Raw genomic sequence first — 13,655 nt, 5'->3', positions numbered from 1 at the left:
ATTTGATAGCGCCTCAGGGGGATTTTGCGGGGCTTCGCCCTGCATCCAAAAATCAGACTGAGTCACTACCGGTTGTTGTATTATCCTTCTTCGACCCCTGGTTCGGGAGCTTCCACCAATACTTTATCAATACGGTGGGCATCCATATCAACTATTTCAAAAGTAAATCCTCTCCATTCGAACTTTTCTCCGATTTTGGGTATATGTTCCTGGTGATGGAGAATAAAACCTGCCATCGTATCAAACTCCTGCTCAAATTCGGCCATCCAGTCTTCCTTATCGAAACGGCTGAGGAAATCGTAAAAAGGAATCTGCCCGTCTACCAGGTAAGATCCGTCTTCACGTCTTACGATCTCATAATCATCATCCTGACCGGTTTCCGGCATATCGCCTACAATGGCTTCCAGGATATCATTTAATGTGATCATGCCCAGGAACGTACCATATTCATCCACGATAAATGCAGCATGACTCTGCGTTTCCTTGAATTTTTCCAGTACCTGGTAAGCAGAGTTGTTCTCCGGGATAAAGAGGGGTTTCTTTATGATTGGTTCCAGGGTGTAATTGTTGCTGGCAGCAGCCAGGTAGAGGTCCTTAATAGATACGATACCCAATATTTTATCTATCTGGCCATCGCATACAGGGTAAACAGAGTGTACGCTCTCAAAAATCTTATCTCTTAAAATTTCTTTCTGATCGGTCATATCCAGCCATACTATATCTGTACGGTGGGTCATGAGAGAGGTGATGTTACGGTCTCCAAGATGGAATACACGCTCAATGATCTCCTGCTCGGTTTCTTCAATAGCGCCGGAACTTGTTCCTTCATTGATCATCGCTTTGATCTCTTCTTCCGTCACATTGTTATTATCTGAAGGTTGCAGCTTAAACAAGCTTACCAGCAGGTTTGTTGAGATGGTGAGCAACCAGATAAAAGGTGAAGTGATCCTGGATAACCAGAGCATAGGCGCAGCCAGTTGTCTGGAAATAGCTTCCGGACGGGCAACACCCAGGCGTTTGGGCACCAGTTCACCCAATACGATGGTGAAGTAAGTGATCACCAGCACGATGATAGCCGTGGCAATGCCATGGCTGTAAGGCGCCAGATATTCTATCCGTGCCACTATATCTATGAGTTCCATTCTCCAGGTTGCACCGGAGTAGATACCTATTAAAATACTAATGAGAGTAATACCTATCTGAACAGTGGATAAAAATCTGTCAGGGTTGTTGGCCAGCTTGAGCGCTGTTTTTGCCTTTTCATCGCCTTTGTTGGCCAGGAATTCCAGCCTTGCTTTACGGGCCGATTCCATGGCACTCTCAGACATTGAGAACAAGCCATTTAATAAAATAAGGACGAGGATAATGACGACGACTTCCATGATACAAAGGCTAAAATAAAGAATTATTCAAATATTAAGGTAAGAAATGCTAAAAGCAGTCCTGCTGAAATAGCCAATACCTTGCGGTAGCTCAATTCATGGTGTTTGGTGCCGCTCTCATAAAATATGGTGGTTGATATATGCAGAAAGGCCCCGATGACGAGCGCTACCACATATGTAAGGACATGTTCCATCTGTGCAGAATGGCTGCCTGCTTCAGCGGCAAGCACTGCAGCCAGTGGTGTTACAAGCGAAAAGATAAGTAAGATTCGCCACAATTTCATTCCTTTCTGATGGGAATGAAGCATTACTGTCATCAGCGTTAGTGCTTCCGGCAGTTTATGGGCGGCTACACCTATGACCAGGGAAGACATGGACGCGCTGTCATTAAAATGGAATCCCAGCGGGATACCTTCCATGAAAGCGTGTATAGATAATCCCAGCAACAAAGGAGCTACGGCCACATGATGATGATCGTTCTGGGGCACATGTGTATGTCCGTGTTCCGTACCGTGTGACAACTGTGCTAAAGCTACCTGGAAAAAGAAACCGATCACAATGTAAATGCCGGCACTATGTCCCAGTTCATGGAATACTTCCGGCAGCAGGTGCAAGATAGTGATCCCGAAAAGACAGGCGCCGGTAAAGCCCAGCAGATAAAGAGGCAGGTTAGGATGTATCCGCCTGACTACCATTGGAATAATGCCCCCACCAAGGGTTGCAAGAAATATAATTATTAAGAAGATCCAGTTCATGGTGTTAATTCATCTTCCAGCCTGATACGGCGCTGAAAGAACCCGCCGCTCAACAACCCAATAAATATGCCGAGTACAGCACCGCCGGCAACATCCAGCGGATAATGCACACCCACATACACCTGGGCATAGCTGATCATAAAAGCCCAGAGGAAGAACAGAGAGGCATACCATTTGGAAATATGCCTGAATGTAAGAAAACAAAAAGTACCTAATGCGAAATGGTTGGCAGCATGATTAGAGGTAAAGCTGCCACTACCCGGACAATATGACACAAGTACCCTCACATAATGCTGTAATAAAGGATCACGGCAGGGTCTTACACGGCCTATCCAGTCTTTGATGTGAGAACTTGACTGGTCTGCCAGTCCGAAAGTAATCAGGAAGAATGCGATCCACCAGAATCCTCTCCATTTATAATTGATAGTGACGAACAGGCCCAGGAACAGGTATAAAGGCGCCCATACAAAAGGCTCCCTCAACCAGGGAATGATAGCATCCAGCCAGGGATGCTGCCATTGATTATTGATCCGGAAAAAGAGTTTAAGATCCAGACGAAGCAGTTTCTCCAGCATGGCTATGGTTTTGTAGCTATAATGATCAGTCGTGGTGAAGCCTGTTCATCGTAGTTATTAAATTGGTAGTCCCCAAAGATCTGTACTATCTCTAATCCCTGATGGGCAAACATTTCTTCAAAATCCTCTCTCGTATATGCGTTTACGCTTTCCGTAAAGCAAGCCCGCTGTTTCCTGGACTGGTCCAGGATATCAATCTGTTTCAGGAATTTATGGTCTGCTACTTCCCGCTGGATATCAAATAATACATTCTCCTTTTCCTTAGATTCTTCCGGTACCAGGTGAGCAGCCACATATGAGCTGTTCAGGTAATCCAGTACCAGGGTACCGCCGGGTTTCAGGGCATTCTTCAGCGTACGTAAGGCATTTTCGTTCTCACGTTGCGTATCAAAATAACCGAAACTGGTAAAGAAGTTAAAGACAAAGTCGAAGTAATTGACCCTGAAAGGAAGGCGCATATCGTGCTGGAAAAAGCTCAGATGATCATTTTCCATCTTTTTGGCGATGTTGATACTTTGTATAGACAGGTCTATACCGGTAACAGTATATCCTTTGTCTGCCAGGTATTTTGAATGACGGCCGCGGCCACAGGCCACATCCAGCATGGTGGCATCTGCAGCCGGGTGCAGGTACTCCAGGAGATGATCTATGAAAGATGCTGCTTCCTGACTATCCCGGTTATTATATAACAGGTGATAATAAGGAGAATTAAACCAGTCTTTAAACCATTGTTTTTGTACTTCCACGTCAATCTCTTTATAAACTTCCATGCTTTGTAATAAATGCGCCCTATTTCTTATTATTAAACATCAAATATCGGGTGCTTTCGTAAAATGCACGCGTTAAATTATCGAGCGCCTTTGCCGTATCCGGTTGTTGCAGCTTTATATTCTTTAATGGGTCTCCCTGAAGATCGTACAAAGCAGATTCCTGCGTCGCATAATTAATCTCATACTGGTATCTGTCGCCCATTATGGCAATATATGTCTGCATATTCTTTACAAAAGTACTAAAAGCATAGCGACCTGCACGGGAAGAATCGAGCATATTCTGTCCAAGCGTATAGTTCTTAACCGGCATACCCACTATGGTGGCCATTGTAGGGTATACATCCACCAGGCTGGTCGTCTGGTTCACTACTGCCGGCTGCACATTACCCGGACTATACATAAAGCAAGTCGTATGTACACCGCCGCTGCCCAGTTCATATTCCGGTATCGGCATGAAGTGGTAAGGATTCAGCGCGCAGTTATGATCCCCAAACATAATGAATACGGTATTTTCCAGGTAACCGCCTTTCCTTGCCAGGTCTATCAGGTGTCCTACGTTGTAATCTTCATAACGTAAAGCATTAAACTGATCTATGGAAACGAAGCCTGCCTGTTTGAACTTCTCCATATCTATATCCTTTTCAGTGACTTTTTTAAAGTCGCCCGAACCGGCCGTAGTAGTATAAGGAGGGTGATTATCTGCCAGTTGCAGGAAGGCAATGAAAGGTTGATTACGCTGATGGGCATCCCTGAAAATTTCATCTGCTTCTGTAACCAGGTCGTAATCAGATACACCCCATACGTCTGCTTTCGGTGCTTTATAATAACCTTCTTCAAAGATTTTCACACCTTCCACATTGCTGGTAAATATTGCACGGATGTTTGCCCAGTTGGTATTACCACCCAGCAGGTAGTACTTTTCGTACCCATGGAACTGGTCCATCACTACCCGCTGGTCCACCATCTTCGGGTGACGGGAAGCAGTATTGGCCATCGCGATATCCGGTAAACCGGTTGTTACACCGTACACTGTTCTTGCCGTACTGATAGCCGGCACATAAAAATGTTTGAACAGGATGCCACTGTCTGCAATGCTCTTCATATGTGGTGTAGCCTGCATAGGATTACCGTACATACTGGTTACACAGGCACCGGTAGATTCCAGCATTACCAGTACAACGTTCATTTTACGCCTGGACGGATCTGCCGCTATTGTTCTTACAAAGTTCAGCTTATCTACATCCGGACTATCTACGGCCAGGTATTTCGCTATCACGGGATAATACTTCCTGGTCATTTTCAGATCGTAGGTATCATTTCTTACAGACAGGTTGGATACGAGGTATAAGATAGGATTGAGTGCAAGACTGGTAATCCCGTTATCGCGGGAGAACATCGCCTGGCTCCAGCGCAGCGGGAAATAAGCAAAGTTCCCATAGATGCCGGCGGCAAAAAGCAGCACTACACTGGTTGCCCATCCTGCAAAACGCCAGTTGGTGATCTTCTTAGGCGGCTGGTTGGCCAGTCTGCGGTAAGTAGTCATCAGCAACCTGCTAACAAGGAACAGGAACAGCAGCAGGCCGATGAAAGCACGTATCACCGGGTAGGTCTGCCACAACATACTGGCAGTATCCGCTCTCTCACCACTTAACAGGAAGCGGGAAATGTTAGGATCTATACGCAGGGCCAGGTAGGCATAATGCCCCAGGTCCAGGGCATATAATAATATAAGCACGAAGTATATGATAAAGAAGTACCAGAAGGCAATCCTGCGAAGGAAAGTCTTGTGAAAGAACCCGTTCCGCCATATCAGTGTAATAATCAGGACCGGGACCATCAGGATCAGGGTAAGCCGCAAGTCGAACTTCAATCCAAGATACCAGGCCTTCAGAACAGGTGATGTGCCTGTTACGGTAGTCTTAAAAAAGAAGAAGTAGAATACCAGGCGGAATATTACAGAAAAAAGGAATAGGTAAGATGCCTGCAAAATAACGTAACGAATATACCGTGGTATATTCTTCCAAGTGTATTTCATGTAAAGAGCAACTGTTTTAGATCAAATGCGTTTAAAAACATAACAAAAATTTAAACGTGGCTGCAAATATACCAAATTCCACTTCTATCAAAGGGGGTATAAGAACTTAAAATCAACTTAAAATCATATATATACCATTGAATTTTACCTGGCAGGGCCTTTGAGGGTATATAGGACCGCAGTAGGAAATATGGAATTTTTCTTTTGGGAATAGTCACTTTATATTTGCCCTTCCTTTAAAAATTGAAAAATCGTGGCACTGATCAAATCAATTTCCGGTATTCGCGGAACTATTGGAGGCAAACCCGGCGAGGGACTCTCCCCGCTTGATGTTGTCAAATTTACAGCTGCCTACGGCACCTGGCTGACACAGCAATCCGACAATAAAAAAGTAGTTATCGGACGTGACGGACGTATTTCCGGAGAAATGGTGAAGCAACTGGTAGTGGCAACCCTCAACGGCCTTGGCCTGGATGTGGTTGATCTGGACCTCTCCACCACTCCGACTGTGGAAATAGCCGTGAAGATGGAAAACGCCGCTGGCGGTATCATCCTCACTGCCAGTCACAATCCTAAAGAATGGAACGCCCTGAAACTGCTGAACAGCGAAGGAGAATTCATCTCCGGAGAAGAAGGAGCCCTCTTACTGGACATCGCCGCACGGGAAGACTTTGTCTTTGCAGACGTCTCCAAACTGGGTACTTACCGTAAAGACGACAGTTATCTGCAGAAACACATAGACCTGGTAGTTAACTACCCCCTGGTGGATGTGCCGGCTATCAAGGCCCGTAACTTCAAAGTAGTACTGGATGCGGTAAACTCTACCGGCGCCATCTTCATCCCTGCCCTGCTCAAAGCGCTGGGAGTAGAGGATGTAACTGTATTATTCGATGAGGTGAACGGCAAATTCAGTCATAATCCGGAACCGTTACCGGAGAACCTGACGGCCCTCAGTAATGAAGTGAATAAGTCCAATGCCGACCTGGGCATAGCAGTAGACCCTGACGTTGACCGCCTTTGCTTTGTTTGTGAAGATGGCAGCATGTTTGGTGAAGAATATACCCTGGTAGCCGTGGCTGATTATATATTAAAGACCAGGAAAGGGAATACCGTTTCCAATCTCTCTTCCACCCAGGCACTGAAGGACATTACCCTCAAAAATGGCGGAGAATACCATCCTTCTGCTGTTGGGGAAGTAAATGTGGTGCGTAAAATGAAGGAAGTAAATGCCGTAATCGGTGGAGAAGGTAATGGTGGTATCATTGTTCCGGACCTGCACTATGGCCGTGATGCACTCATCGGTGTTGGTTTGTTCCTGAGTCACCTGGCTCAAAGCAAAAAGAACCTGAAAGCATTGCGTAACAGCTATCCCGACTATTTCATTTCCAAGAACAAAATAGAACTCGACAAAGGTGTGGACGTAAAAGACATCTTTGAAAAGATCAAAGGCAAATACAAAAATCAGCCGCTGAACACAGAAGACGGTCTGAAAATAGAGTTTGAGAAAGATTGGGTACACTTACGTACATCCAATACAGAACCTATTATCAGGATCTATGCGGAAAGCCAGAATGAGACCACGGCAGATAATATCGCCAAGAGGATCATGCAGGATATCCGTGAGTTTATGCATTGATAATCAGTAAAGATATATGGGCAAATTGGCGGATACATCATTTGTATCCGCCAATTTCGTTTTTAAATGTTATGCCAGCGTAGATTATGTAATCAAACTGAGGCACTACACGTTTTAGCGTTATTTTCAAAAAAAGTTGGACATTTGTGTCCGCCAACGGGCATTTATTTTATATCAAAAACCACCAACCACCTTGAAAAGAATATACTTTGACAATGCAGCTACCACGCCGCTGGATAAAGACGTCCTGGATGTGATGCTGCCTTACATGACCGAGAAGTTCGGGAACCCGTCTTCTATTTATTCATATGGCCGCGAAACACGTCTGGCCATTGAAACGGCACGTAAGTCAGTCGCAAAGATCCTGAACGCCAATCCCGGAGAGATCTTCTTCACTTCCGGAGGCACAGAAAGCAGCAACACTGCTATTGCTGCGGCCATCCATAACCTGGGTTGCCGTCATATCATCTCTTCCGAGATAGAACACCACGCTACCCTGCACACTGTAGAACACCTGCACTCTAAGGAGAACGTGAAACTCAGCAATGTACGCCTGCTGGCAGACGGACATGTGGACCCGGCTCACCTGCGTGAACTACTGGCCGGCTCCAAAGAGAGATGCCTGGTAACACTCATGCATGCTAACAATGAGATCGGCAATCTGCTGGACATACATGCTGTAGGTAACCTTTGCAAAGAATTCGATGCTATCTTCCATTCCGATACTGTGCAAACCGTAGGGCACTATCCTTTCGACCTCCGCAACACACCTGTACATTTCATTAACGGAGCAGGACACAAGTTCCATGGTCCTAAAGGCGTGGGTATCCTCTATGTAAATGAGAATGTGAAGATCACCCCTCTTATACAGGGTGGTTCCCAGGAGCGCAACATGCGTGCCGGTACAGAGAACCTGTACGGCATTGTTGGTTTTGCCAAAGCGCTGGAACTGGCTACTGTTCATTACGAAGAATACAGCAAATACATCAACGACCTGCGTATGTACATGGCAGAACAATTGCAGCAACATATTCCGGGTATCGGTTTTAATGGCGATCTGTATGGCCGTAGCCTGTACACAGTGCTGAACGTGTCTTTCCCTAAAACAGAAAAGAGCGAGATGCTGTTGTTTAACCTGGATATCAATGGTATCTGTGCCTCCGGGGGCAGTGCCTGTACATCCGGCGCAGATCTGGGTTCTCATGTGATCCGCGCCATTTCCAGCAACCCTAACCATATAGCGGTAAGGTTCTCTTTCAGCAAGAATAATACGAAAGAAGAAGTGGATGAAGTAGTGACTAAGTTGAAGGATATTATATAATATGGAGTGCCGGGTTTATGCCGGTGGCTTAAAAGCAAAAGGAGAAAGATGTTCGTCTTTCTCCTTTTCTTATTTATGAATTTCTGTTGATCACGTCATAAAACTTCTCTCTATACCCATCACTGATCGGAATAGACTGATTAGCAATCATTACCGTATTCTTCTCCACAGAATTAATCTTATTCAGGGAAACAACATAAGACCTGTGTACCCGGATAAATTTATCTGACGGTAGTCTGGTTTCAAATGATTTCAGGCTGCGCAGTGTCAATACCGGCTGATAAGGTGTATAGATCTTGGTATAATCTTTCAATGCCTCTATAAAGAGAATATCTTCCAGATTGATCTTGATGATCTTGTATTCTGTCTTAATAAAGATGTAGTCATTCACATGATTATTGCTGCTATCGCCATTCTTCTGCTGGGACATTGTCCTCAGTTCCAATGCTTTGGTAGCTGCGCGGAGGAAACGTTCGAAGGGAACAGGTTTAAGCAGGTAATCCACTACTTCCAGGTCAAATCCTTCCAGCGCATACTCACCGTAAGCAGTAGTAAACACCACCATAGGAGGGTATTTGAGCGATTTCATGAATTGAATACCGGTAATATCAGGCATCTTGATATCCAGGAAAAGGAGGTCTACCTTTTCTTCCTGTAAGAAACGCAAAGCCTCCGCCGCATTTTCAAACGTACCTACCAGCTGAAGAAAGGGGACTTTCTTTGCAAAATCAGTAATTATTTCCAATGCCAGTGGCTCATCGTCCACCGCTATACACCTGATCATTTTTCAACACTATTTTAAGATCAACAATAAATTGGTTATCAGCTTCTGTTATTTCTAATTCATGGTCTTCGGTGTAGAGCAATTCCAGTCTTTTGCGCACATTCTGCAATCCTATCCCCCCTTTTTCTGCTACCCTTTGCCGGAACATACTGTTTTCTACTACCAGCCGTACCTGGTTTTTCTCGATAGCCACTGCGATGGCGATGAAGGAAGGCTCTGCGTAGCTGATCCCGTGCTTAAATGCATTCTCCACGAATGGCACCAACAGCATGGGTTCTATCCGTAACCCTATCGGGTTCCCCTGTACCGCATAGTCTACCACGATATCGTCCGGCATCCTTAAACGTTGAATATCAATGTAATCTTCCAGGTATTGCAGTTCCTGTTGCAATTGCACTTTGTCTTCATTCGATTCATAAATCATGTACCGCATGATGGTTGACAGCTTTACAATAGCATGTTCCGTTTGTGCAGAATGTTTATGTGCAAGTGAATAGATAGTGTTTAGACAGTTAAAAAGGAAGTGAGGATTAATCTGAGACTTTAAAAATTTTAATTCCGCATTCAGGTTCTCTACTTTCAGGGCTTCCCGCTGTTGTTCACTCTTGAACCATTCCTGGGCGATCTTGATAAATCCACTCATGAAAAGCATGAGCAGCGCGGCAAAGACCGATTTACGCAGTATTTCCGGGAACAGGATATAGTCCAGGAAAGTAGGTACTCTCCTTAGCCGTAGCTGGGGAGGCATGCCTGCAGCAGCGGTATCGTGTAAAATGCCTTCTTCGAAGGCAATGGGTGGCTTTTCCCTGAAATAGATACTCCTGCTCTGCTTTATAATATCCTGATCCTCAGGGGCATGGTAACGACTGAAAGGTGGCGGAGGCGTAAACCCTATATCCTGGCCTCTGCTGGCTGCCGTTTCCTGGGCCGCATAGGTTTTCCAGAAGAGATAATCCGTGAGCGCCTGCTGCATGATGATGAAAACCAGCATGAAGATGACACAGCTCAGGTAGTAAACGATCTTCTTTAAAGTAAAATATCTTGGGATGAGTATGTAGAAGTTGAGATAGAAAACACCTATCAGGAAGAGATTATCTACTATTTCACGGGCAAAGAACCAAGGGTGCTGGATTTTGATCCTGTAGATGAAAAAAGGAAAAAACAGGAAACAGGTCCAAACTACAATATGCAGTCCAACATTAAATAACCGGCTTTTATAGAGTAGTTTTAAATTTATCATGTGGCCAAAAGCGCGATAAACTTACACTCAATTCCGTTAAAGGGGGTGTTAAAATTTGTTAAGTAAGGTAAAAGGAATGTTAAAATTTGGAGAAAATAGATATCCCATGTGGCCGGATACAGTACTATGGCCAGTATTATAAATAATTAATATGTTCTCTTCAGACTGCTATATGCTACTCAACGCCGGCGATTTTCATATCCATTAGTTCCTGTTTGGAGATCACCGGAAAGCTTTTACCGTTGCTGCGCATTTTTGCTACCATCAAATCTCCTACCTTCCGGGCATCTTCCTTTGTCTGGAAGTAATGTCTGCCTGCTACGGTAGGTATAATATCCTGATAGATAAAGGTTTTGTGACCGATGTTAATCTTAAAGCCCCAGGAGCCTCCACCTTCCAGTTCAAAAGGAATTACCGCAATGCTGTCATGCACTGCGGTAATTTCTATATTTTTTGCCTGTTGTTTCTGCTGACAAGAGGTAGCTAGAGCTATGATTATCAACAGATAAAAGGACGTCTTAGTCATTAGTATCGTTTTCCTGAAGAGGCTTGAATTCATGACAATCATCCAGCTGAGTGCTGCTGGCCAGACCCAGTGCTACATAACCTCTGTTTTTTACGCTGAAGCCAACTGCGCCTGTACGGGAAGCAGCATCGAAAGCAGTCTTTTCTGTCCAGTAACCTGAGACTGGATTATATGCCCATGTATTGCTGAGTGAGCCAGTTGCCAGGTATGCGATGTTGTCGATAACAAAAGCAACAGCACCGTAACGGGCGATAGTGGTGTAATCATCATCGAATGAACCATCGGTAGCATTCTTGATCTGCCATCTTTCATTCCACTGGTCGTTGGCAGCATCATACACATACATACGGGTGGATGATTCTGTATTGCTAACACCTGTAACTACGTAAGCACTATCCTTGATAACAAAAGCAACAGCTTGTTTTCTCTTGTCTTTCAGTGGATTAGCTTCTGTCCATGAGTTAGAGGAAGGATTAAATTTGTAGAAATCACTGAAGTTGCTACCGCTTGTTCCGGAGCTTCCTGTACCAACGTAACCGTAGTTACCCAGGCCAAATGAAACTGCATAATAACGTGCAGCACCAGGGAAATCCGCTCTTGACTGCCAGGTATTGGTAGCAGGGTCGAATTCCCATGTATCTTTCAACATTTCGTAGTTGTTATTGTAACCGGTAGTCACATACCCTTTTGTACCTACGGCAAAGCCGGTAGCACCTAAACGGGAAAGGTCATGAGTTGCATCAGCAGGGTCAGCAAGTGCTGCCATAGAAGTCCATGCATCCTTTACCGGATCGTATTTCCAGAAGTCGTTCAACTTGGCACCGTCGCCTGTTCCACCAAAGCCTGTACCTACATACGCTGTATCCCCAATCACAAAACTAACAGCTTCACGTCTGGCATCACCCTGATAGTCGGCCCGTTTGATCCAGTTACCCAGCTTAGTCGTATCGCTGTTGGATGTACAGGACGCTAACGTAAACACTGTTAATCCCAGAAAATATACTTTTAAATAGCGCATAAGTTATTTCTTTACTTTTTTTATAGCTGCCAAAATTATCCGCCCTTATTGTAGTGCAATCAGAAAATAGATACAATGCTACATTTACATGATAAAGGACGGGTTTTCATCTGCCAATCGGTTTGTTTGCCTTACAACCACTGTTACTGCCCCGGCAGTAGCATAAGGAGCAGTGAAGGTGATTCGTCGATAAAAAAAGCCAATTGGCATATTAAATAAGCAGGAACTAGGCATCCTGTCTAAAATTGCGCTCCATGAATAAAAGTATCCGTGCCAAAGAGGCCTGTAAATATCTGGTTTGTGCGTTATTGATTACAGGCGCTGAAGCCTGTGACAAAGCCGGTTTCTCCTACGATAATATCGTTGATAATGGAGCGACCCAATATATTGTTGTCGATTCCGTAACAATGAATATGAATACAGTATTCCTGGATTCTATTCCCACATCTTACCAGAGCCTGGCATTGGTAGGTAATCACACCGATCCTATATTCGGAACGGTATCCGCATCCTCTTACTGGAGGGTAAAGGCTTTCAACGGAGCGACCATCCCCGACCTGGCATCTTATGATTCCCTGGTGATGATCATGCGTCCGAATAAAACCGGTATGTATGGTGATACTGCGGCAGTACAGGATGTATCGGTATACCGTGTAACAGAAAAGATAGACACCCGTATTACAAACGGTTATTTATATAGTTATGATAAATTTGCTACTGAAACAACACCACTTGGTAGCAAACAGTTCAAAATCAGACCCAGCATCGATACACTCATCAGGATTAAACTGGATGATGCACTTGGAGCGGACCTCTATCAGAAATGTAAGTCTAAATCCCAGACTGTTACTGATCAGATCCAGTTTGCAGACTATCTGAAAGGTCTCTCTATCCAACCTGGCGCTAACAGCAAACTTGTTAGTTCTTTCCGTGGAGATGACTCTCTGACCATGCGTTTATATTACCATCAGAACTCTGGTGAAAAGCTTACTACTACCATCGATTTCCCGGTATATAACGCGGCATTACAGTTCAATCATATTGATGTGACCCGTCCTTCCGGATCACCGCTGACAGCGCTTTCCAGCTCTAACAAGCTACTGGCTTCCACCAGTGCTGGTAACAGGACATATGCACAGCCGCTGACAAACCTGATCAGCCGTATCGATATGCCTTACCTGAAGAACATTTCACAACTGCATAAGTTCTTTAAAGTAATGCGTGCCACCCTGACAGTAAGACCTGAAAAACAGACCTATCAGTATCCATATAATCTTCCTGCCAAACTCACTCTTTGTGAAATAAACAGCACGAATTCTATTACAGATACACTGATTTCTCCAAGCACAGGTGGCGTACAAACCGGTAACCTGGTGATTGATTACGCATACAATCTGAATACCGATTATACATACGATATTACCAATTATTGCATAGCACAAATGTCCGCTGTAGATGCGAATATCCGTGGACTGGCATTGATACAACCGAGGAATACAGGGTTTACGAGATTTGACCGTGTTGTACTGGGTGATAGAAAGAATAAGTTTAACAACATTGAGATTAAGATCTATTACCTGCAGTATGAATAATTGCCATCAAGTTCCAGATTA

The 13,655-nt window shown here is 44.5% G+C and carries 12 protein-coding genes; 3 read left to right on the top strand and 9 right to left on the bottom strand.

Annotated features, from left to right (window positions below):
• Window positions 1-80: 80 nt before the first annotated feature.
• The 5 genes from GO495_RS09905 to GO495_RS09885 are packed head-to-tail and all read right to left on the bottom strand — an operon-like array spanning window position 81 to window position 5,517.
• Complete coding sequence (locus GO495_RS09905; protein WP_157299520.1) at window positions 81-1,382, bottom strand: hemolysin family protein; 1,302 nt, start codon at window positions 1,380-1,382, stop codon at window positions 81-83.
• 23 nt (window positions 1,383-1,405) lie between these two features.
• Entirely contained in the window at window positions 1,406-2,137 is a 732-nt protein-coding gene (locus GO495_RS09900; RefSeq protein ID WP_157299519.1) for a ZIP family metal transporter, read from the bottom strand.
• Window positions 2,134-2,712, bottom strand: coding sequence for a phosphatase PAP2 family protein (locus GO495_RS09895; RefSeq protein WP_157299518.1), 579 nt, complete (start codon window positions 2,710-2,712; stop codon window positions 2,134-2,136). Before GO495_RS09895 ends, GO495_RS09900 begins: the two co-directional genes overlap by 4 nt.
• Before the next feature lie 2 nt (window positions 2,713-2,714).
• Window positions 2,715-3,482 (bottom strand): class I SAM-dependent methyltransferase, encoded by a 768-nt coding sequence (locus tag GO495_RS09890; RefSeq protein ID WP_157299517.1) that lies wholly within the window; start codon window positions 3,480-3,482, stop codon window positions 2,715-2,717.
• Between the two features lie 19 nt (window positions 3,483-3,501).
• Entirely contained in the window at window positions 3,502-5,517 is a 2,016-nt protein-coding gene (locus tag GO495_RS09885; RefSeq protein WP_157299516.1) for an LTA synthase family protein, read from the bottom strand.
• A gap of 253 nt (window positions 5,518-5,770) precedes the next feature.
• Here GO495_RS09885 and glmM point away from each other — a divergent pair, with 253 nt between their 5' ends.
• Together glmM and GO495_RS09875 are read left to right on the top strand one after the other, a co-directional pair.
• A complete protein-coding gene (glmM, locus tag GO495_RS09880) occupies window positions 5,771-7,153 on the top strand; it encodes a phosphoglucosamine mutase (protein WP_338075392.1) in 1,383 nt (460 codons plus the stop codon).
• Window positions 7,154-7,346: 193 nt separating this feature from the next.
• Window positions 7,347-8,474, top strand: a complete 1,128-nt coding sequence (locus tag GO495_RS09875) for a cysteine desulfurase family protein (protein ID WP_157299515.1) — start codon at window positions 7,347-7,349, stop codon at window positions 8,472-8,474.
• A gap of 73 nt (window positions 8,475-8,547) precedes the next feature.
• Here the strand turns inward: GO495_RS09875 and GO495_RS09870 are convergent, their stop codons facing one another.
• The 4 genes from GO495_RS09870 to GO495_RS09855 all read right to left on the bottom strand — a co-directional run bounded on the left by GO495_RS09870 (window position 8,548) and on the right by GO495_RS09855 (window position 12,042).
• Window positions 8,548-9,258, bottom strand: a complete 711-nt coding sequence (locus tag GO495_RS09870; protein ID WP_089782818.1) for a LytR/AlgR family response regulator transcription factor — start codon at window positions 9,256-9,258, stop codon at window positions 8,548-8,550.
• Entirely contained in the window at window positions 9,230-10,498 is a 1,269-nt protein-coding gene (locus GO495_RS09865; RefSeq protein WP_157299514.1) for a sensor histidine kinase, read from the bottom strand. The genes GO495_RS09870 and GO495_RS09865 overlap by 29 nt, the downstream gene beginning before the upstream one ends.
• A gap of 175 nt (window positions 10,499-10,673) precedes the next feature.
• Window positions 10,674-11,024, bottom strand: coding sequence for a DUF4907 domain-containing protein (locus tag GO495_RS09860; RefSeq protein WP_157299513.1), 351 nt, complete (start codon window positions 11,022-11,024; stop codon window positions 10,674-10,676).
• On the bottom strand, window positions 11,017-12,042 hold the full coding sequence (locus tag GO495_RS09855; RefSeq protein WP_157299512.1) for a Kelch repeat-containing protein: 1,026 nt from the start codon (window positions 12,040-12,042) through the stop codon (window positions 11,017-11,019). Before GO495_RS09855 ends, GO495_RS09860 begins: the two co-directional genes overlap by 8 nt.
• Window positions 12,043-12,296: 254 nt before the next feature.
• On the opposite strand from GO495_RS09855, the gene GO495_RS09850 reads away from it, so the two are divergent.
• The gene (locus tag GO495_RS09850; RefSeq protein ID WP_157299511.1) at window positions 12,297-13,634 is read left to right on the top strand and encodes a DUF4270 family protein; all 1,338 of its coding nucleotides are present in this window, start codon (window positions 12,297-12,299) and stop codon (window positions 13,632-13,634) included.
• Window positions 13,635-13,655 lie beyond the last annotated feature (21 nt).

This window comes from Chitinophaga oryziterrae, from assembly GCF_009758125.1.
In the GTDB taxonomy this organism is placed as follows: domain Bacteria; phylum Bacteroidota; class Bacteroidia; order Chitinophagales; family Chitinophagaceae; genus Chitinophaga; species Chitinophaga oryziterrae.
Note: the sequence above shows the minus strand (reverse complement) of the source record. Positions and strands in the feature narration are given on the sequence as shown.